The sequence below is a fragment of the Escherichia sp. E4930 genome, assembly GCF_005845405.1.
In the GTDB taxonomy this organism is placed as follows: Bacteria; Pseudomonadota; Gammaproteobacteria; order Enterobacterales; family Enterobacteriaceae; genus Escherichia.
In genome coordinates, this window is the sequence record NZ_VCDZ01000010.1 from 47,746 (window position 1) to 67,742 (window position 19,997).

The 19,997-nt window shown below is 51.6% G+C and carries 16 protein-coding genes, 4 tRNA genes and 1 pseudogene; 2 read left to right on the forward strand and 19 right to left on the reverse strand.

The features are described from left to right. Nucleotides 1–158 precede the first annotated feature (158 nt). Nucleotides 159–1,803, forward strand: a pseudogene (gene aslA, locus FFT88_RS14150) (arylsulfatase AslA). A 166-nt stretch (nucleotides 1,804–1,969) separates the two neighbouring features. Here aslA and FFT88_RS14155 read toward each other — a convergent pair. The 19 genes from FFT88_RS14155 to trxA form a co-directional block, all read right to left on the reverse strand. Further along, nucleotides 1,970–3,205 carry an anaerobic sulfatase maturase gene (locus FFT88_RS14155; RefSeq protein ID WP_135403523.1) on the reverse strand — a complete coding sequence of 412 codons (1,236 nt, stop codon included), beginning with the start codon at nucleotides 3,203–3,205 and terminating at the stop codon, nucleotides 1,970–1,972. Between the two features lie 146 nt (nucleotides 3,206–3,351). After that, nucleotides 3,352–3,428, reverse strand: a tRNA-Pro gene (locus FFT88_RS14160). 42 nt (nucleotides 3,429–3,470) lie between these two features. Beyond that, nucleotides 3,471–3,557: transfer RNA gene (locus FFT88_RS14165), tRNA-Leu, on the reverse strand. 20 nt (nucleotides 3,558–3,577) lie between these two features. Next, nucleotides 3,578–3,653: transfer RNA gene (locus FFT88_RS14170), tRNA-His, on the reverse strand. 58 nt (nucleotides 3,654–3,711) lie between these two features. After that, nucleotides 3,712–3,788: transfer RNA gene (locus FFT88_RS14175), tRNA-Arg, on the reverse strand. A 102-nt stretch (nucleotides 3,789–3,890) separates the two neighbouring features. Further along, entirely contained in the window at nucleotides 3,891–5,276 is a 1,386-nt protein-coding gene (locus FFT88_RS14180) for an amino acid permease (protein ID WP_130223395.1), read from the reverse strand. A 190-nt stretch (nucleotides 5,277–5,466) separates the two neighbouring features. Beyond that, a complete protein-coding gene (wecG, locus tag FFT88_RS14185) occupies nucleotides 5,467–6,207 on the reverse strand; it encodes a lipopolysaccharide N-acetylmannosaminouronosyltransferase (protein WP_135403524.1) in 741 nt (246 codons plus the stop codon). A 2-nt stretch (nucleotides 6,208–6,209) separates the two neighbouring features. Continuing rightward, nucleotides 6,210–7,562, reverse strand: coding sequence for an ECA oligosaccharide polymerase (wzyE, locus tag FFT88_RS14190; protein ID WP_130219536.1), 1,353 nt, complete (start codon nucleotides 7,560–7,562; stop codon nucleotides 6,210–6,212). After that, nucleotides 7,559–8,638 (reverse strand): TDP-N-acetylfucosamine:lipid II N-acetylfucosaminyltransferase, encoded by a 1,080-nt coding sequence (gene rffT, locus FFT88_RS14195; RefSeq protein WP_135403525.1) that lies wholly within the window; start codon nucleotides 8,636–8,638, stop codon nucleotides 7,559–7,561. Before rffT ends, wzyE begins: the two co-directional genes overlap by 4 nt. Then, nucleotides 8,635–9,885, reverse strand: coding sequence for a lipid III flippase WzxE (gene wzxE, locus FFT88_RS14200; protein WP_130258646.1), 1,251 nt, complete (start codon nucleotides 9,883–9,885; stop codon nucleotides 8,635–8,637). The genes rffT and wzxE overlap by 4 nt, the downstream gene beginning before the upstream one ends. Nucleotide 9,886: 1 nt before the next feature. Next, the gene (rffA, locus tag FFT88_RS14205) at nucleotides 9,887–11,017 is read right to left on the reverse strand and encodes a dTDP-4-amino-4,6-dideoxygalactose transaminase (protein WP_130258647.1); all 1,131 of its coding nucleotides are present in this window, start codon (nucleotides 11,015–11,017) and stop codon (nucleotides 9,887–9,889) included. 4 nt (nucleotides 11,018–11,021) lie between these two features. Next, on the reverse strand, nucleotides 11,022–11,696 hold the full coding sequence (gene rffC / locus FFT88_RS14210) for a dTDP-4-amino-4,6-dideoxy-D-galactose acyltransferase (protein ID WP_135403526.1): 675 nt from the start codon (nucleotides 11,694–11,696) through the stop codon (nucleotides 11,022–11,024). Nucleotides 11,697–11,735: 39 nt separating this feature from the next. Continuing rightward, nucleotides 11,736–12,998, reverse strand: coding sequence for a UDP-N-acetyl-D-mannosamine dehydrogenase (gene wecC / locus FFT88_RS14215; RefSeq protein ID WP_130219547.1), 1,263 nt, complete (start codon nucleotides 12,996–12,998; stop codon nucleotides 11,736–11,738). Beyond that, a complete protein-coding gene (wecB, locus tag FFT88_RS14220) occupies nucleotides 12,995–14,125 on the reverse strand; it encodes a UDP-N-acetylglucosamine 2-epimerase (non-hydrolyzing) (protein WP_135403527.1) in 1,131 nt (376 codons plus the stop codon). Before wecB ends, wecC begins: the two co-directional genes overlap by 4 nt. 55 nt (nucleotides 14,126–14,180) lie before the next feature. After that, on the reverse strand, nucleotides 14,181–15,227 hold the full coding sequence (gene wzzE, locus FFT88_RS14225; protein WP_064530528.1) for an ECA polysaccharide chain length modulation protein: 1,047 nt from the start codon (nucleotides 15,225–15,227) through the stop codon (nucleotides 14,181–14,183). Between the two features lie 12 nt (nucleotides 15,228–15,239). Next, a complete protein-coding gene (gene wecA, locus FFT88_RS14230) occupies nucleotides 15,240–16,343 on the reverse strand; it encodes a UDP-N-acetylglucosamine--undecaprenyl-phosphate N-acetylglucosaminephosphotransferase (protein ID WP_130219551.1) in 1,104 nt (367 codons plus the stop codon). A gap of 238 nt (nucleotides 16,344–16,581) precedes the next feature. Next, complete coding sequence (rho, locus tag FFT88_RS14235) at nucleotides 16,582–17,841, reverse strand: transcription termination factor Rho (protein WP_001054527.1); 1,260 nt, start codon at nucleotides 17,839–17,841, stop codon at nucleotides 16,582–16,584. 87 nt (nucleotides 17,842–17,928) lie between these two features. Next, nucleotides 17,929–18,027, reverse strand: a complete 99-nt coding sequence (rhoL, locus tag FFT88_RS14240; protein WP_032145636.1) for a rho operon leader peptide RhoL — start codon at nucleotides 18,025–18,027, stop codon at nucleotides 17,929–17,931. A gap of 139 nt (nucleotides 18,028–18,166) precedes the next feature. Then, nucleotides 18,167–18,496 (reverse strand): thioredoxin TrxA, encoded by a 330-nt coding sequence (gene trxA / locus FFT88_RS14245; RefSeq protein ID WP_064530526.1) that lies wholly within the window; start codon nucleotides 18,494–18,496, stop codon nucleotides 18,167–18,169. A 130-nt stretch (nucleotides 18,497–18,626) separates the two neighbouring features. Between trxA and rhlB the strand changes: the two genes are divergently transcribed. Then, nucleotides 18,627–19,892 carry an ATP-dependent RNA helicase RhlB gene (rhlB, locus tag FFT88_RS14250; RefSeq protein WP_130209386.1) on the forward strand — a complete coding sequence of 422 codons (1,266 nt, stop codon included), beginning with the start codon at nucleotides 18,627–18,629 and terminating at the stop codon, nucleotides 19,890–19,892. Nucleotides 19,893–19,997 lie beyond the last annotated feature (105 nt).

Genomic DNA, 19,997 nt, shown 5'->3' on the forward strand with positions numbered 1-19,997 from the left:
GAAAACGCTCTCCTGATCTTTCGATTCATCCTCATGGCAAATAAATAATATATTTTCATCATAATTATTTATAACCCCATTTTATCAGGGAGAGGGATCTCAATTATCAATGCTTAATTACGTCATCCATTTAATGACATGAAACCGGAGCATTTTGCATGGAAATTTCGTTTTCACCCAAACTACTGGTGGTCGCAGTCGCCACCGCTATTCCTTTGCTGGCCAGTGCTGCAGATACCCCGTCAACCGCTACCGCGCGCGAAGGCTATGCCGGGTATGATCACCCTAACCAGTACCTGGTTAAACCTGCACGATAATATGATGCCTGTGATGCAGCATCCGGCACAGAATAAAGAAACTCAGCAGAAGCTGGCGGAATTAGAGAAAAAGACCAGTAAGAAACCGAACGTGGTTGTTTTCTCACTGGATGACGTGGGCTGGATGGATGTCGGCTTTAATGGCGGTGGCGTGGCGGTAGGTAACCCAACGCCAGATATTGACGCCGTTGCCAGCCAGGGGCTGATTTTAACCTCTGCGTATTCTCAACCGAGTTCTTCCCCTACCCGCGCCACCATTCTCACCGGGCAATACTCCATCCACCACGGCATTCTAATGCCGCCGATGTACGGGCAACCAGGCGGACTGCAAGGGTTAACCACTCTGCCGCAATTGCTGCACGACCAAGGTTACGTCACTCAGGCCATCGTGAAATGGCACATGGGGGAAAACAAAGAGTCGCAGCCGCAGAACGTCGGCTTTGATGATTTCCGTGGCTTCAACTCAGTGTCCGATATGTATACTGAATGGCGCGATGTTCACGTCAACCCGGAAGTCGCCCTGAGTCCGGACCGTTCTGAATACATCAAGCAATTACCATTTAGCAAAGATGATGTTCATGCGGTGCGCGGCGGCGAACAACAGGCCATTGCCGACATTACGCCGAAATATATGGAAGACCTGGATCAGCGCTGGATGGAATATGGTGTTAAGTTCCTCGACAAGATGGCAAAGAGCGATAAGCCTTTCTTCCTCTATTATGGCACTCGCGGCTGCCACTTCGATAACTACCCGAACGCCAAATATGCGGGAAGTTCTCCGGCCCGTACCTCTTATGGTGATTGCATGGTAGAGATGAACGATGTGTTCGCTAATCTGTATAAAGCACTGGAGAAAAACGGTCAGCTGGATAATACGCTTATTGTCTTCACCTCCGATAACGGTCCGGAAGCCGAAGTGCCTCCGCACGGCCGCACACCGTTCCGTGGTGCGAAAGGATCTACCTGGGAAGGCGGCGTTCGCGTTCCGACTTTCGTGTACTGGAAAGGCATGATCCAACCGCGTAAATCTGACGGTATTGTTGATCTGGCAGATCTCTTCCCAACAGCACTGGATCTGGCGGGGCATCCTGGGGCGAAAGTGGCGAATTTAGTGCCGAAAACCACCTTTATCGATGGTGTAGACCAGACATCTTTCTTCCTGGGAACAAACGGCCAGTTTAACCGTAAGGCCGAGCACTACTTCCTCAACGGCAAACTCTCTGCTGTACGTATGGATGAGTTCAAATACCATGTGCTGATTCAGCAGCCATACGCTTATACCCAGAGCGGGTATCAGGGTGGGTTCACCGGCACAGTAATGCAAACGGCCGGATCGTCGGTGTTTAACCTGTACACCGATCTGCAGGAAAGCGACTCCATCGGCGTGCGCCATATTCCGATAGGTGTACCACTGCAAACCGAAATGCACGCGTATATGGAGATCCTGAAGAAATATCCACCACGCGCGCAGATTAAATCTGATTAAGCCGGCGATATCGCTACATCGGGCCACACTGACCTTGCCGGATGCGGCGTGAACGCCTTATCCGGCCTACAAGCCTTGCAAATTCAATAAATTGTAGCGTTCTGTAGGCCGGATAAGATGCGGTCAGCATCGCATCCGGCAATCAACCGCAGGCGGCCGCCGATTTCTACTTACTCACCACCAGCAAATGTGCCTGCATAATGTCGCTGGCCGGGCGACCGTGCGCCAAAAAATCAGCCATTGCTTTAAGATACGGCGGTAGATGGCGGAAATAACGCTGATATCCGGCACACAAATAATTCAGCCCTGGCTTGCCGCTGGCATCGAGCATAAAGCGGTGTTTCGGGCAGCCTCCCCAGCACGCTTTTAACACGTTACAGCTGCGACACTGCGTCGGTAACTGATTAAATTTATCTTCACCAAAAGTCTGCCGCTGCGGGGAATCGATCATTTCTGCGATAGTCTGCTGAAGCATATTCCCCAGCCGATATTGCGGATAAACATAGTGATCGCAGGCGTAAACGTCGCCGTTGTGCTCAACAATCACCGAGCGCCCACAGGTTGGCTGATGATGGCAAACCGCACCCGGCGCACCGACAAAATTGGCAAACGCCCATTCGATATTCATCACGAAAATCTTGCCGACGTCGTGTTTGATCCAGTGGTCGAATATCGCCACCAGAAACTCACCAAACTCATCGGGGCGCACCGACCATTCCGTCAGTTCGCCCTGAATATCGCCGGGCGCATGTAGTTTCAGTCCATCGCGGGCAGCTGTTTCATCAGCCAGACGCTCCACTACCGGAATAAACTGGATGAACTCCACGCCCGCATCACGCAGAAAATCATAGACCTGCAAAGGTTGTAACGCGCTGGTGCGGTTAACGCAGACCAGCACGTTATAGTCGACATGATGCTTTTGCAGCAGCGTCAGGACACGCATCACCAGCTTATGCGTTGGTCTGCCGCTTTTGGTCACGCGATATTGATTGTGGATCTCAGCCGGACCGTCCAACGACAGTCCGACAAGGAAATGATGCTCCGCGAGAAACGCGCACCATTCATCATCCAGCAGCACGCCGTTGGTCTGGAAGCTGTTACTTACCTGCCTGCCAGCACCGTATTTCGCCTGTAGCGTCACGGCACGGCGGTAAAACTCCAGCCCGAGTAACGTTGGTTCGCCGCCCTGCCAGGTAAAAGCCACTTCGTTTTGTGGTTCGCTGGCGGCAATATAGTGACGGATATACGCTTCCAGCGTGTCATCGTCCATATGCGTGACTGGCTTTTCGCGATAAAGGGATTGTTTTTCGAGATAAAAACAGTAGTCACAGTTCAGATTACAATCGGAACCGCTCGGTTTCGCCATCACGTGAAACGCACGCGTTGGAACCTGTTGCAGCATGGTCGCTCCTTGCCTGAAGTCATCCTTCAATACGTTAAGGGCGAAATCATACCGTGGGGCAATGAGTTATTACGGGCGTTTATTGCGAAGGGAGAGTGACGAAATGCACAGAAAACAAAAAACCCCGCCGAAGCGGGGTTCAAAATTGGTCGGCGAGAGAGGATTCGAACCTCCGACCCACTGGTCCCAAACCAGTTGCGCTACCAAGCTGCGCTACTCGCCGAAATACTGCTTTTTGAATTTTTAGTTCAATTCTTTAAAGTCGTGGTGCGAGGGGGGGGACTTGAACCCCCACGTCCGTAAGAACACTAACACCTGAAGCTAGCGCGTCTACCAATTCCGCCACCTTCGCATTGTCACAACTTCTAATAATGGGGTGGCTAATGGGATTCGAACCCACGACAACTGGAATCACAATCCAGGGCTCTACCAACTGAGCTATAGCCACCACTACAAATCTTGTTACGCGGTATTACTACCACCGCAGCTCAAGCGCCGGGACTAAATGGCGCGCCCGACAGGATTCGAACCTGAGACCTCTGCCTCCGGAGGGCAGCGCTCTATCCAGCTGAGCTACGGGCGCTTAGCGCCGTTGCGGGGGTGGATAATACGGACTTCCCACCCCTCTGTCTAGTCCCTTTTTAAATAAAATGCGCGTTTGGTTACGGTTTGCGCGCTTTGCTGATTATTTCTCCAGTTTATGCGCTTTACCGTGGCGATTAAGGCCAAAAACTTTATAAATCGCCGTCACCGCCAGCATGAAGATGATGCCGACAAACAGCGACATACGGGTATCTTCATTAAAGTACATACCGATCAAAACGCAAATCAGGAATGCCATTGTTACGTAGTTAGCCCACGGGAACAGGATTGAGCGGAACGGATGGCTGGCAATCGCCGCTTTGTGTGCACGACGAAAACGCAGCTGGCTTATCAAAATCACAAACCACGGCACCATGCCCGGAAGCACGCTGGCGCTGTAGACGTAGACAAACACGCGCTGTGGGTTAGGGATGATATAGTTCAGGCATGAGCCAATTAGCAGGATAGCAATGGATACCGCCACGCCTGCAACCGGCACACCGTGACGGGAAACTTTCGCCATCACCGCCGGTAACTGACGGTTTTTCGCCAGCGCGTAGAGCATACGTCCGCAACTGTACATGCCGCTGTTACAGCCAGAGAGCGCAGCCGTCAGCACCACAAAGTTGATAATGCCCGCCGCTGCGGTAATGCCGATTTTGGCGAAAGTCAGTACGAACGGGCTGCCGTTGCTGCCAATTTCATTCCACGGGAAGATGGTGACGATAACGAAAATCGCGCCTACGTAGAAAATCAGGATTCGCCATAGCACCTTGCCTACGGCACTGCGCAGCGTCACCTGCGGATTCTTCGCTTCACCGGCTGTAATGCCAATCAGCTCCACGCCCTGGTAGGACGCTACCACAATACACAGCGCGGTCAGGAACCCTTTCCAGCCACCCGCAAAAAAACCGCCATGCTCTGTGAGATTGCTAAAACCAATCGACTGCCCACCATTGCCAAAGCCAAAGAAAATCACGCCCAGGCCAATGACAATCATCACGATAATCGTGGTGACTTTGATCATCGCGAACCAGAACTCGATTTCACCGTACAACCGCACCGCTGCCAGATTCGCCAGTGCCACCAGCGCCACCGCGATCAATGCTGGTATCCACTGCGCCATCTCCGGGAACCAGAACTGGACATAAACGCCAATGGCGGTGATTTCTGAGATCCCCACCGCCATCCACATAAACCAGTAAGACCAGGCGGTGAGATAGCCAAAGAACGGGCTCATGTAACGATGCGCATAAACGGCGAACGAACCGGTAACCGGTTCGAGGAACAACATTTCGCCCATTGAGCGCATGATGAAAAAGACGAACAGCCCGGCGATGATATAGGCCAACAATACGGATGGTCCGGCCCATTTCAGGGTACTGGCGGCCCCCATAAACAGGCCGACGCCAATGGTGCCCCCCAGGGCGATGAGTTCGATATGTCGAGCTTCCAGCCCACGCTGTAGCTCTGGTTTGTTATCTGCCATAAATCCTCGTGTTGTGTTTGCATGCTTTCCGGTGTTACCGGTTATCGTTATGGGTACATCGAGTGTTGCGAATGTTTTCGTAATTCAGGAGAAATGGCAAATAAAGCATTAAAAATTTGAATGCTTTGTGTAATAAAAAGACAGGCAGGCGACGAAGTGACCACTCCGTCGCTTTACAGAGAGAGGAAAATCAGAGATCGCCGGTGTAATGCCAGCGTAAATAACGCAGCAAACGAAGCTGGCGCTTAATGCGACTCGGCTGCGAAAGCAGTCTATAAAGCCACTCCAGTCCCAGTTTTTGCCAGATTTTCGGCGCGCGTTTTACGTGACCGGTAAAGACATCGTACGTTCCACCAACGCCCATATACAGCGCATTAGGGTGCACCAGGCGGCAGTCGCGCATGAAGATCTCCTGCTTTGGTGACCCCATTGCGACAGTGACGATTTGCGCACCACTGGCGTGAATACGCTCAAACAGCGCCTGACGCTGCTCAGGCTTGAAATAACCGTCCTGGCTGCCAACGATATTCACATTCCACTGGTCGCGCAGTTTAGCTTCGGTCTGCGCCAGCACATCAGGTTTACCGCCCACAAGAAATACCGGCGTCCCTTCCTTGCCAGCGCGCGCCATTACTTCTTCCCAGAGATCGGCACCGGCAACGCGGGAAACCTGTGCCTGCGGGTACTTTTTACGCACCGACCGCACAACGCTAATGCCATCGGCATATTTAAATTCGGCAGCGTTAATTAACCCCCTGACCTCGACGTTATCTTCAATGGTCAGCATTTTTTCGGCATTAATGGCAACCAGCGTTCCCTGCTTAAGCTGCCCGTCAGCGAACAGATAATCGAGGGCATGCTGCATATCACGCCAACCGATCAACTGTAAGCCACGCAGCGTATAGGTCGGTGCCGTGGTGTTGTTATTCATTGTTATCCTTCAACCTGCGTCCGGAGCGATGATTTTATTCGTTTATGAACGAGTCCGGCGCTATCAAAAAGCCAGTACAGCAGTTTTGCAATCATCAGGCTTGCGCCGAAGACCACGATAAAAAAGACGACACGCGAGACAAACGAATCCAACCCTTCGCGCGCCAGCACGATCATATTGAAGATCGCCCCGAAGCAGAAACTGTGGAGAATCGCAGCCTTATAGCGATTAGTTTCGCGGTTGCCCAGCTCATACAACCAGTCGAACCACTTGATGATCAGACCAACCACAATCGCCCCGAGCGGGATGAACAACGCACCGCCCATAACAACCAGTGAGCCTATAAGCGTAGGCGAGATCGCCAGCCCGGAGTGGTTATTCAGCACTTCCCAGGTAAAGTAGTTGGCGGAGTTCAGCACCATACTCGGACGCCCCGGCCACAGCCAGGAAGGGATAAAGACATAGAAATCGCGGACAATTGGAGCCAGGCCCTGGAAGTCAATGTTGTCGTAGTTCTGCAAAAGCAGCGCCAGATTCTCCCACGGCGAGAAAGTGTCGCGGGTGAGATAGAGAAACGTATAGAACGCCTCATCGCCGCTGACGCTCATTCCATAGCGTTTTAGCGCCAGCCAGAACATGCCAACAATCCCCAGCACGCCCGCCGCCGCCAGCATCCACAACGATATCCAGCCGCGAATAATGCCGATAAACAGGAAGATAGCAAACGCGATAATGATATTGGCGCGAGTGCCGCCGACAATCATGTAAGTCAGCAAACCGAAGGCAACCGTGCTGACGAGGAAAAACAACCACGCTTTGCTGTCCTGGCGCAGAAAGTAGACCACTAACATTGCCGGGATGAAAAAGTAAAAGAAACGCTTTAACGCCACGCCAGAGACTTCGCTGGAGAAGATCTGGCTGTAGGAGTTAAGCCGGAACAGCAAAAAACCGTTATGCATGAAAAAGATGCCAACGCTCACCAGCGCGATGCCCATCAGAATCACCCACGTGAGATTGGTTTCTACGCGGTTCATGGTAAACACTGGACGGCGCGGTGCATCGGCAACGCGTTTGCGTAAGCGTGTTTTGTAAGTGACGTAGTAAACTGCGTAAAATCCCCCCGCAGAAAGTAACGCCTGCAACAAGATCTCTGGCGGCACCACGGCAACATCAAAGCGAAACACCAACAAGCTGGTCAGCGGGAAGCCGAAGAAAAAGGTCAGCAAAAACAGCAATGAAAAGAAGACATTGAAGTTAAAGCGCACGCGGCGAAACTCAAACCATGTCAGCGTGGCGATAAACAGCGTGCAGAGCAGCCAGACAACAAAAAGACCGCTGAATTGCAGCAGGCTCATGCGACCTCCCCGGTGGCAATAGCCAGCGCCCGCTGCCAGCCTTGCAGATAGTTCGGGCTAAAGAAGGCAATGTTGTTTTTATCCACCGACGCCAACTGGCGCTGCGCTTCACGCACAATATCTTCATTGAGATCGTCAGTGGTAAACAGCACCGGCAAATGTTGCTCTGTCATATCCTGCCAGAACGGATTTTCCCGGTTAAGCACACAAGGAATGCCCGCCTGAATCAGTAAGCACAGCGTACCAATGCCCTGCTGGCGAGCAAAAATAAAGTAGCCGAGATCGCACTGGCGAAGTAGCGCCAGATAGGCGTCAAATTCCAGTTTTTCGCTCAGAACTTGCAGATTTTCTTCGCTGAATAACTCGAGCCCCGCCTGATGAACTTCGTCGATGTACGCTTCGTTATTAGGCGGATAGCCCATCGGTACAACCACTTTTACCGTATCGCCAAACTGCTGATGAACAGCGCGCAAGGCGGTGATATGCTCATTGCTGCGATCGCCGGAGTTCCCTACCAAAATGGTCATTTTCCCTTCACGTTGCCGATCGTTCGCCATTGTATTGAGAGAAGGGTCCATCCGGGTTGGGAAGTAAATCAGTTCGCCCCGCACCTTTGGATGCGTTTTGGCAAAAAAGCTCAAGTCTCCCCGAGTGGCAAACACACAGCCCACTCGCTTTTGTGCCAGTCGGCGCAGCGGATAAAAAAGTTTATATCTCAAGCCACTGGAAAGCTCATACAGATCTGCCCCCCAGATATGCCAGTAAAACTGGCTGGGCTTGATTCCGCCACTAAGCAGCGCCAGCCACAGCTTTGGATTGAACTGACCGTGGAAGAAAAACCGCTGCTGACGGTTAGCTTTCGCTTTTGCGATAACGGCTTCTGCCAATGACCTTTTCCCCGCAAAAAAGCGGATAGTGAGCGCCGGACAACTATCACTTAAGCCGTCGTCCTTGCCAGCAACCATAAACTCGCGCGCGTGCTCGCTCGTCGCGGCCAGCGCGTCATTGAAAAACCGCAGAACGGTTTGGTTATGGTGAGGGATATCCGATCCCAGTACGTGAATCAGTACAGTCATGCCCGCCTACGCCAGAGTAAAAACACGCCACAACAAAGAGAAAAATAGACGATATAAGTTGCCATGTAGGCCTGCGCCGCGCCCAGGGCGCCATGCGCGGGGATCAACCAGTGGGCAAATACCATCAATAAAGTGAACTGGCTGACTTCCGCCAGAATATAAAACCGCAGCGACGCTTTGGCGATCACCAGATAACCAAAGACATAGGCGCCTACTTTTAACACATCGCCGACCAACTGCCAGGCAAAGAGATCCCGCATGGCGGTAAATTTATTCGACAACAGCAGCCAGATGGCAAAATCACGCAGTAGCCAGACGGTGAAACTCGCTGCCGCCACAGCCGGTAAAACAAATTTCAGCGACTTCACCACTTCCCGAGTGATATCGCGTTTTTCCGTTAGCCGCGACAACGTGGGCAGTAAATATACACTGAACGATGCGGTAATAAATTGCAGGTAGGCGTCGGAAATACTGCTCACCCCTTGCCAGATCCCCACTTCATCCCAGCTATACTGCGCCGCCAGCAGTTTACGCATCATGATGTACGCAACGGGCAAGGTCACCGACGTAATCAACGCCATGAGCGTAAATTTGCTCAACTGCCCTGCCAGACCGTTATCCCAGCTGGGTTTTAGATAGCTTAACGGGACAGCACCACGCTTAATTAACATGACAGCGGCAGGCATTACCACCAGCGCGGGAATCAGCGCCAGACCAAGCAACGCGCCTTCATAACCGCCAAAACGGTAACTGACATAATAAGCAATAACGCCAATCAGGCTGCCGACAATCAGCGATAACGCATTACCCGCGGCATCGCGAAAGCCTTTCATTAGCGCCAGCAACAGGTTGCCCCAGGCGATCCCCATTTGCACCAGCGCCACTAAACGCACCAGCCCCTGATAGTCGGTATTACCAAACAATCCCTGGCTGATTGGCGCAGCCGCCAGCACAAAGACCAGCGCCATCAGGGTGGAGAAGCCAAGCACCATCGCTGATGAAGTGCCGACCACACGGCGCAGCTGCTGCGGATTATCATGGTACTGGGCAACGTATTTGGTTACACCATTAAAGATACCCGCCCCGGCAAGCACGCCGAGCACGGTAATCAACTGGCGGAAATTTGCCGCCAGCCCTAGTCCTGCCGGACCAAATGACACCGCCAGTAATTTACCAACCAGTAACCCAGCGCCAATCTTGACCAGTGTACTGGCCGCCGTCCACAAGGACGCTTTTGCCAGTGACATATCAGGAGAAGTAGTTCAACAAGGTCGCAATTACCGTGCGCTGATTGACGGACGACAGGTTATAGAACAACGGCAGGCGCAGCAGGCGCTCGCTCTCTTTGGTGGTGTAGCGATCTTCACCGTGAAACTCACCAAAGCGTTCACCCGCAGGGCTTGCGTGCAGCGGAATGTAATGGAACACCGCCATGATTTCCGCTTCCTTCAGGAAGCTAATCAACGCGCTCCGGTCATCAATATCCCGCAGCTTGATGTAGAACATATGCGCGTTCTGCACGCAGTCATCCGGAATCGACGGCAGCTCGATACGCCCGGCTTTCGCCAGAGGTGCTAACGCATCGTAGTAGTTTTGCCACAGCGCCAGACGTTGCTGGTTGATACGTTCGGCTGCTTCCAGTTGCGCCCACAGATACGCAGCTTGCAGATCGGACATCAAATAGCTGGAGCCGATATCGCGCCAGGTATATTTATCAACCTGACCACGGAAGAACTGGCTGCGGTTAGTCCCTTTTTCGCGAATGATCTCGGCACGTTCAATCAACGCTTTATCGTTAATCAGCGTCGCCCCGCCTTCACCACCCGCCGTGTAATTTTTGGTTTCATGGAAGCTAAAGCAGCCAATATGGCCAATGGTTCCCAGCGCACGCCCTTTGTAAGTGGACATCACGCCCTGAGCGGCATCTTCCACCACAAACAGGTTATGCTTTTTCGCCAACGCCATAATGGTGTCCATTTCACAGGCCACGCCCGCGTAATGGACTGGAACGATAACGCGTGTTTTGTCGGTGATCGCCGCTTCAATCAGCGTTTCGTCGATGTTCATGGTGTCCGGGCGAACATCAACAAAGACGATTTTCGCACCACGTAGCACAAAGGCATTGGCGGTGGAGACAAAGGTGTAGCTCGGCATGATCACTTCATCGCCAGGCTGGATATCGAGCAGCAGCGCCGCCATCTCCAGCGAAGCGGTGCAGGACGGCGTCAGTAACACTTTGGCGCTGCCAAAACGTTGCTCCAGCCACTGCTGGCAGCGACGGGTAAAACCGCCATCACCACACAGTTTGCCGCTACCCATTGCCGACTGCATATAGTCGAGTTCGGTTCCCACCACCGGCGGTGCGTTAAATGGAATCATGTGATCACCTGTATAACCAGTACGCGGTGCTTTCTATATTCGCACCACTTTGTATGTATCGTTTAAGCGCGGCGGTATTGCCCATCTGGGTCGCCACCCGCAATGTTATTTTACCGCGAGCATACGCCCAGTTTAGCGCTGCTTGCATCAGGTGTGCACCTGCTCCGCGTCCTGCCAGTAAACCAATGCGCGCGTCAGTGGAATTCAACTCTCGCAGAGAAACATAGCCGCGAATCTCGCCGGAAGCCGCGCGTAAAACCAGGCATTGATGATCAAAGGTGCCGCGCACGGCATTTTCAATCCACTGCGCATAAAAGCGACCGCTGGCGTCAGGCGCATACCACGGCGCACGAAAACGGCTTTGCGCGAATGCTTCACGGGCTAACTGGCGTAGTACTGGAATATCTGATTCTTGAGCCACTTCCGCATGGCTTTCACTGACGTTGATCACGGGGAGAGCCAAATCCACTTCCCCTTCTACCAGTGAGAATCCCAGCTGTTGCAGAGCATCCAGTTCATCGGTATTGGATGCGGCAATTTTGGCCTGCACCCGTGACCACGGCACCAAAACGTCTGGTGTCAGGAGCGGTGCATCAGGACTAATGCGCACGATGGCGCTGTTAACGCCAAAGAAGGCGTTTTCCCAGGTTAGTGGTTCAATACTGGCGCGGACGGGCATTCTAATCTCCCTCAACACAGTCTTTTACTGTAATCAGTATCAGCGCCAGACTCCTTTGGTATCCACCACATACAGCTGCTGTACATCATCGCCGCTAATGGCTTTAAACTGGCTGTGATCTACCAGCATCACCAGCACATCTGCCGTCGCCAGCGCCTCGTCAAGCTGCGCCAGCATGCAAAGCCCAGTCAGTTTTTTCGGCAACTGGTGAATGTTAGGCTCAACAACCAGCGTTTCGCCGCTGTGCCACTGGGCGATCAGTTCAGCGATTTCCATCGCCGGGCTTTCGCGCAGATCATCAATATTCGGTTTAAACGCCAGACCAAAGCAGGCAATTTTCAGCTCGCTGGCGCGTTTATCAGTGGCAGCCAGACAATCAGCGACTGCCGCTTTCACCTGATCGATAACCCAGAAAGGCTTGTGATCGTTCACTTCGCGCGCGGTACGGATAAGCTGCGCCTGCTGCGGGTTCTGTGCCACGATAAACCACGGATCAACAGCGATACAGTGACCGCCCACGCCCGGACCAGGCTGGAGAATATTGACTCGTGGATGGCGATTCGCCAGACGAATCAGTTCCCAGACGTTAATTCCTTGCTCGGCACAAATCAGCGACAGTTCGTTAGCAAAAGCAATATTCACGTCGCGGAAGCTGTTTTCTGTGAGCTTACACATTTCCGCCGTCCGCGAGTTAGTGACGACACACTCACCTTCGAGGAAAATTTTGTACAGTTCGCTGGCGCGCGCCGAGCAAACTGGCGTCATGCCGCCAATGACGCGATCGTTTTTAATCAGCTCGACCATCACCTGGCCCGGCAACACGCGTTCCGGGCAATAAGCAATATTGACGTCCGCCTGCTCACCCACCTGCTGCGGGAAAGTCAGGTCCGGACGCATCTCTGCTAACCATTCTGCCATCTTCTCGGTTGAGCCCACCGGCGAGGTGGATTCAAGGATCACCAACGCGCCTTTTTTCAGCACCGGCGCAATGGAGCGGGCAGCCGATTCGACGTAGGCCATATCCGGCTCATGATCGCCTTTAAATGGCGTTGGGACAGCAATCAGCCAGGCATCAGCCTCAACCGGCGTCGTGCTCGCTCGTAAAAAACCACCTTCTACGGCAGTTTTTACCACGCTCGCTAAATCAGGTTCGACGATATGGATTTCGCCACGATTGATGGTATCAACCGCTTGTTGGTTGATATCAACACCAATCACCTGTTTTTGCCGTGAGGCAAACGCAGCCGCCGTTGGCAGCCCGATATAACCTAGTCCGATAACAGAAATGGTCGCAAAACTCATAGTGATATCCGATTATTTTTTAACGCTTCCAAAATGCGAGAGCATGCCTGACCATCACCATACGGGTTATGGGCTCGGCTCATAGTTTGATATTCATCTTCGTCTTCTAAAAGACGCGTCACTTCCTCGACGATCCGTTGCTTATCCGTCCCCACCAGACGTACCGTACCTGCGGTCACCGCTTCTGGGCGTTCGGTGGTATCGCGCATCACCAGCACCGGTTTACCCAGAGAAGGTGCTTCTTCCTGAATGCCGCCAGAGTCAGTCAAAATCAACCAGGCGTGGTTCATCAACCAGACAAACGGTAAATACTCCTGGGGATCAATCAAAATGACATTTTTCACATGCCCCAGAATGCGATTGACCGGCTCTCTGACATTCGGGTTAAGGTGTACCGGATAAACAATCTGGATGTCCTGATGAGTGGTAGCAATTTCAGCCAGCGCATGGCAGATTTCTTCAAAGCCACGACCAAAGCTCTCACGTCTGTGACCGGTCACCAGAATCATCTTTTTATCGGGGGCGATAAACGGGTAATTTGCCGCCAGTTCTGAACGCAGCGTATCGCTGCTCATTACCTGGTCGCGCACCCACAGCAGCGCATCAATTACTGTATTACCGGTAATAAATATTCGGCTGTCAGCGACGTTTTCACGCAGCAAATTTTGCCGGGAAGTTTCAGTTGGTGAGAAATGGTACATCGCCAGATGCCCGGTCAATGTACGGTTAGCCTCTTCCGGCCACGGCGAATAGAGATCGCCCGTGCGCAGTCCGGCCTCAACGTGACCAACAGGAATTCGCTGATAAAACGCTGCCAGGCTGGTTGCCAGTGTGGTGGTAGTATCACCGTGAACCAGCACAACGTCTGGTTTGAACTCGGCAAGAATAGGTTTTAGTCCTTCCAGAATCCGACAGGTTATCTCTGTCAGGCCCTGTCCTGGCTGCATTATGTTGAGATCGTAGTCAGGTACAATGGAAAAGAGTTTCAGCACCTGATCGAGCATCTCCCGATGCTGTGCAGTGACGCAAACTTTAGCCTCAAAAAAAGGATCTTTTGCCAACGCATGCACCAACGGCGCCATCTTGATGGCTTCCGGGCGCGTACCAAATACAGTCAGTACTTTCACATCGATTCTCTTCGAATAAGCGGCGAGCGCCTTTGCGCTCACCACAGCTGTGTTGCTATTTCGAGCAACGGCGGGTTAATGCGACACCAGCCCCGATCAGCCCCCCGACAATGCCCCACATAATCATCAGGAAGGCACGACGTGGGCTATCGCGTTTTACCGGTTCTTCCGGTGTACGCAAATAGCGATAGGTCTGAAAACGCGGATCCAGGGTTGGACCAACATTAAGTGTGTTTAACATGGCCCGATTCTGATCATAGTCGAGATCAAAGGCTGGGCCGACAGCCTGTAAATTTTCCAGTCGCGCCTGGAGCATCGGGCGCCCTAACAGGAACATTTCTGAATCAGGTAATTCCTCGGCTGGCACGTCTGTCGCACTGCGAGAAATATTGTGTTGCTCGGCGATTTTAAGTGCCTGTTCAATACTGTTCATCCGGCGGTCGTAGATGGACTTAGCCACTTCTTCCTGACGCTTCACCTGAGCTTTCATCTGAATAGTGCGCGCCGCCCATGCGCCTTTCAGCTCATCATTCAGATGGCTGGCAGCACGCTGGCTGGCAAAAGCAACGTATTGACGAAGCAGGTTATTAGCATCGGGGGCGGTTTCGGCAACCAGCTTAACGCTGTCATTGACCGCGCGGGCGAAATCACCAGGAATAAACAGGATGTTGTTGATCATTTCATCCAGCAGAGCCGCATCAGCCTTACTATTTCCGACCATCCGCTGTTTGTAATAGTCAGTCTGCAACCAGAAATCGCGGCGGGTATCCCACGATGCCAGTTGCATAACAAACTCTTTATAGGCTTCATCCATAACCGATGGTTGGTCGGCAGGGGCCATATTTGAACGAACATCCAGGTTACGCAAAAATTGCTGCTGCGAGTAGTACCCGCCCAGCATATTCACGGTTGGACGATCGGTAATCGCCGTCGCACTCCACTCCTGACGCGCAAAAAAAGTATAAGCCAACGCGATTAAGGCAAACGCCAGCCCCATGCCAATAATCCACAGCTTCCCAGCCCACAAGGTACGAAACAACCCACGAATATCCAGTTCATTTTCAGCGTCTTCGGCTGGTTTCCCAGGCATTGGTTGCGTCATTACATCCTCATTTTATTTGGTTAAATTAGGGCTGCCATCACGGTTTCTGCGCAGTCGACGTTTCACGCGTTTGATGAAGCGAGCAACCTTCCAGGCACGCTTAATGCAATAGCCATAGAGGAAGAATGCTAGCAAAAAGAGCACCAGCATGACCCATTCCGGGACAAAATGAGAATATTCTGCCAGTACGCCAATAGAAGCGAGTAGCGCTGCAGCAAGGGTAATCAACACAAACGCCTGACGAGAAGTAAATCCAGCGCGCATGATCAAATGATGAATGTGCTGTCGGTCAGGTGAGAATGGACTCATGCCTTTACGCAAACGACGATACATAATCGCCACCATGTCCATCAGCGGGATAGCAATGATCCATAAGGCGGTAACCGGGCTGATTGGATGTGTGGCTCCCTGGGTAGTTTCCAACAGGATCCAGATAACAGTAAAACCAATCAGCGTACTACCGGCATCGCCCATAAAGACTTTGTAGCGACGCCCCAGAATACCAAGGTTGAGCATGATATAAGGCAGGATGGCGGCGATCATGGCAAAGCACCAGATAGCGAGGCTGGTTTGCCCGTCGAACCACAAAATCATACCGATTGCCGCAAACGAGACACAGGATAACCCGCCCAGCAAGCCATCAATACCATCGACCATGTTGAAGGCATTAATCGCCGCCCAGACAGCAAACAGCGTCAGAAAGTAACCAAACGGTCCGAGCACCATCTCCCAGGAGCCAAAGATATAACCCAAACTACTGAGATAAAGTTTGCCGAACACCATCATAACGACGCCAATGATAGCTTGTATGGTAGCGCGGATTTTTACGCTGATATCAAAACGGTCATCCAGCGCGCCGATGAACACAAGGACACCGGCACAAGCCAAGTAGAGAGCTGCATGTGGAATATAGTAATCGACAATTCCGAACGTGAAGCAAATCCCTGCGTAAACCGAAATACCCCCAACGAGCGGTATCAATCCCTGGTGACGTTTGCGGAAGTTAGGTTTATCCACTAAACCGACTTTTTTTGCCACCTTGCGGGCAAAAAACAGAAACAGTGTCGTGAATAAAAAAATACTGATGAGATCAGTACTCACTGTCAGTAAATTCACAATGCATGCTCTCAGAGAAAATTATTAGCTGAAGTATACCCACGAAGACCTTTATTCAGAAGGGAAACTACTTTCTGAATCTCTCAGAAATGAGCAAAAATCAACCAATTGATATGTAAATCGCATAAAACACCCGCAAAAACCAGGAATTTTCACACCATCACAGGTATACCGCTAAGATTACAGATATAAAAGCAAAACGCCACGTAAACACGTGGCGTTTTGCTGTAACACTAACTTATGAGCGTTTCATCATCTCGAAGAAATCATCATTGGTCTTGGTCATCGCAAGCTTATTAATGAGGAATTCCATTGCGTCGATTTCGCCCATCGGGTGAATGATTTTGCGCAGGATCCACATTTTCTGCAGCTCTTCCTGAGTGGTAAGCAACTCTTCTTTACGAGTACCAGAACGGTTGTAGTCGATTGCCGGGAAGACGCGTTTTTCAGCGATTTTACGAGAGAGGTGCAGTTCCATGTTACCTGTACCTTTAAACTCTTCGTAGATAACTTCGTCCATTTTGGAGCCGGTATCGATTAGCGCCGTTGCAATGATGGTCAGGCTGCCGCCCTCTTCCACATTACGTGCTGCACCGAAGAAGCGTTTCGGACGATGCAGGGCGTTGGCGTCCACACCACCAGTCAACACTTTACCGGAAGCCGGTACGACGGTGTTGTAGGCACGAGCCAGACGAGTGATGGAGTCGAGCAGAATAATAACGTCTTTCTTATGCTCAACCAGGCGTTTTGCCTTCTCGATCACCATTTCCGCAACCTGAACGTGGCGAGATGCTGGTTCGTCGAAGGTAGAAGCAACAACTTCACCTTTAACCAGACGCTGCATCTCGGTCACTTCTTCCGGGCGTTCGTCAATCAGCAGAACCATCAGTACGCAGTCTGGATGGTTGTAAGCGATGCTCTGAGCAATGTTCTGCAGCAGCATGGTTTTACCCGCTTTTGGCGGTGCCACAATCAGACCACGTTGCCCACGACCGATAGGCGATGCCAGATCCAGTACGCGTGCGGTTAAATCTTCGGTAGAACCGTTACCACGTTCCATACGCAGACGAGAATTTGCGTGCAGCGGCGTTAAGTTCTCAAAGAGGATTTTGTTACGGGCGTTTTCTGGTTTGTCGAAGTTAACTTCGTTAACCTTCAGCAGCGCAAAATAGCGTTCACCTTCTTTCGGCGGGCGAATCTTACCAGAGATGGTATCACCAGTGCGGAGGTTGAAACGGCGGATTTGGCTAGGAGAAACGTAGATGTCATCAGGGCCGGCGAGGTAGGAGCTGTCTGCGGAACGGAGGAAACCAAATCCATCCTGCAATATCTCCAGTACGCCATCACCAAAGATATCTTCGCCACTCTTTGCGTGCTGCTTCAGGATGGCAAAAATAATGTCCTGCTTACGCATACGAGCCAGGTTTTCCAGCCCCATATTTTCGCCGAGAGTGATCAGCTCAGAAACCGGCGTATTCTTTAATTCGGTAAGATTCATAGTGGTGTGAGTTCTTAAACTTGGGGTAAATCTCGAACTTAATGTTGTGAATGGTATGGCAGGATCATCCATGCCTGTTTACGGTCATCAACTCATGTCTTTTCGCTGTCTGGTCACAGGAGAGTACGCAGAACTGAAACGACAAGACGGATTGAGTGACGAGCCAGAAATCTGTTCACTTCGCATTTAAGAAAAACAGGAAGCGTTGGATATTACAAGATTCAAACTTAATAAGGTATGTTTAATACGAAGTCAACATTAAGTTAGCATGACTCACGCCGGGCGTCCAGTTTTTAGCGACGGGGCACCCGAACATGAAATTCCCTTACGCCAGGTTAGCGTCGAGGAACTCTTTCAACTGACCTTTAGACAGTGCGCCCACTTTGGTTGCGGCCAATTCGCCGTTTTTGAACAGCAGCAGAGTCGGGATACCACGGATGCCATATTTCGGCGCAGTGCCAGGGTTTTGATCGATGTTCAGTTTTGCAACAGTCAGTTTGCCCTGATATTCGTCAGCGATTTCATCCAGAATCGGGGCGATCATTTTGCACGGACCGCACCACTCTGCCCAGAAATCAACGAGGATCGCCCCGTCCGCTTTGAGTACATCCGTGTCAAAACTGTCGTCAGTCAGGTGAATAATTTTATCGCTCATATATAACTCCACAGGAATAAGCCTGGCGTGTTGGTTTCGTTGTTGGTGTAACATTAACCAACTAAAGGTTGACTTTATTTCACCGGATACGCTTTCGTAAAGCAATAGTAAGCTGATATTCTACCACACTATGAGCAAAACACATTTAACAGAACAGAAGTTTTCCGACTTCGCCCTGCATCCGAAAGTTGTAGAAGCCCTTGAAAAAAAAGGGTTTCATAACTGTACGCCCATTCAGGCACTGGCCCTTCCACTAACGCTGGTGGGTCGTGACGTAGCCGGGCAGGCGCAAACCGGTACCGGAAAAACGATGGCGTTTCTTACGTCAACGTTTCATTATCTTCTCTCTCATCCCGCGATTGCCGATCGCAAGGTGAATCAACCGCGTGCCTTAATTATGGCACCGACGCGTGAACTTGCCGTGCAGATCCATGCCGATGCGGAACCACTGGCGCAAGCTACTGGCCTGAAATTGGGTCTGGCTTACGGTGGCGACGGCTACGACAAACAGCTGAAAGTGCTGGAAAGCGGCGTTGACATTTTGATTGGCACCACGGGTCGTTTGATCGACTACGCCAAACAGAACCACATCAACCTCGGCGCCATTCAGGTAGTGGTGCTGGACGAAGCCGATCGTATGTACGATCTGGGCTTTATTAAAGATATCCGCTGGCTGTTCCGCCGTATGCCGCCTGCAAACCAGCGTCTCAACATGCTGTTCTCCGCCACGCTTTCGTACCGGGTACGTGAACTGGCGTTCGAGCAGATGAACAATGCCGAATATATTGAAGTGGAACCGGAACAGAAAACGGGCCACCGCATTAAAGAAGAACTTTTCTACCCTTCTAACGAAGAAAAGATGCGTTTATTGCAAACGCTGATCGAAGAAGAGTGGCCAGACAGAGCGATTATTTTCGCCAACACCAAACATCGTTGTGAAGAGATCTGGGGTCACCTGGCGGCAGATGGTCATCGTGTTGGCCTGTTAACGGGTGATGTAGCGCAGAAAAAACGTCTGCGTATTCTTGATGAATTTACCCGTGGTGATTTGGATATTCTGGTTGCCACCGATGTTGCCGCGCGTGGCCTGCATATCCCGGCTGTGACGCACGTCTTTAACTACGATTTACCCGATGACTGTGAAGATTACGTTCACCGTATTGGTCGTACAGGTCGCGCTGGCGCAAGTGGTCATTCCATCAGCCTGGCATGTGAAGAGTATGCATTGAATTTGCCTGCTATTGAGACCTATATTGGTCACTCAATTCCGGTAAGCAAATACAATCCGGACGCATTGATGACCGATCTTCCAAAACCGCTGCGCCTCACGCGCCCACGTACAGGCAATGGTCCGCGTCGTACTGGCGCTCCGCGTAATCGTCGTCGTTCAGGTTAAATAAAAAATGTCATACTCAAAATCATTCAAACTGTATCAAGATGGCAAGAGAATGAATCCCGACGAGCTTACTGTAGTAAGTGATTCGGGTGAAAGAACGCAGCC

Bases quoted from the DNA above. Each gene is read 5' to 3' on its own strand.
- FFT88_RS14155 (WP_135403523.1), bottom strand. From the start codon at position 3,205: ATGCTGCAACAGGTTCCAACGCGTGCGTTTCACGTGATGGCGAAACCG.
- FFT88_RS14180 (WP_130223395.1), bottom strand. From the start codon at position 5,276: ATGGCAGATAACAAACCAGAGCTACAGCGTGGGCTGGAAGCTCGACAT.
- wecG (WP_135403524.1), bottom strand. From the start codon at position 6,207: ATGAATAACAACACCACGGCACCGACCTATACGCTGCGTGGCTTACAG.
- wzyE (WP_130219536.1), bottom strand. From the start codon at position 7,562: ATGAGCCTGCTGCAATTCAGCGGTCTTTTTGTTGTCTGGCTGCTCTGC.
- rffT (WP_135403525.1), bottom strand. From the start codon at position 8,638: ATGACTGTACTGATTCACGTACTGGGATCGGATATCCCTCACCATAAC.
- wzxE (WP_130258646.1), bottom strand. From the start codon at position 9,885: ATGTCACTGGCAAAAGCGTCCTTGTGGACGGCGGCCAGTACACTGGTC.
- rffA (WP_130258647.1), bottom strand. From the start codon at position 11,017: ATGATTCCATTTAACGCACCGCCGGTGGTGGGAACCGAACTCGACTAT.
- rffC (WP_135403526.1), bottom strand. From the start codon at position 11,696: ATGCCCGTCCGCGCCAGTATTGAACCACTAACCTGGGAAAACGCCTTC.
- wecC (WP_130219547.1), bottom strand. From the start codon at position 12,998: ATGAGTTTTGCGACCATTTCTGTTATCGGACTAGGTTATATCGGGCTG.
- wzzE (WP_064530528.1), bottom strand. From the start codon at position 15,227: ATGACGCAACCAATGCCTGGGAAACCAGCCGAAGACGCTGAAAATGAA.
- rho (WP_001054527.1), bottom strand. From the start codon at position 17,841: ATGAATCTTACCGAATTAAAGAATACGCCGGTTTCTGAGCTGATCACT.
- rhoL (WP_032145636.1), bottom strand. From the start codon at position 18,027: ATGCGAAGTGAACAGATTTCTGGCTCGTCACTCAATCCGTCTTGTCGT.
- trxA (WP_064530526.1), bottom strand. From the start codon at position 18,496: ATGAGCGATAAAATTATTCACCTGACTGACGACAGTTTTGACACGGAT.
- rhlB (WP_130209386.1), top strand. From the start codon at position 18,627: ATGAGCAAAACACATTTAACAGAACAGAAGTTTTCCGACTTCGCCCTG.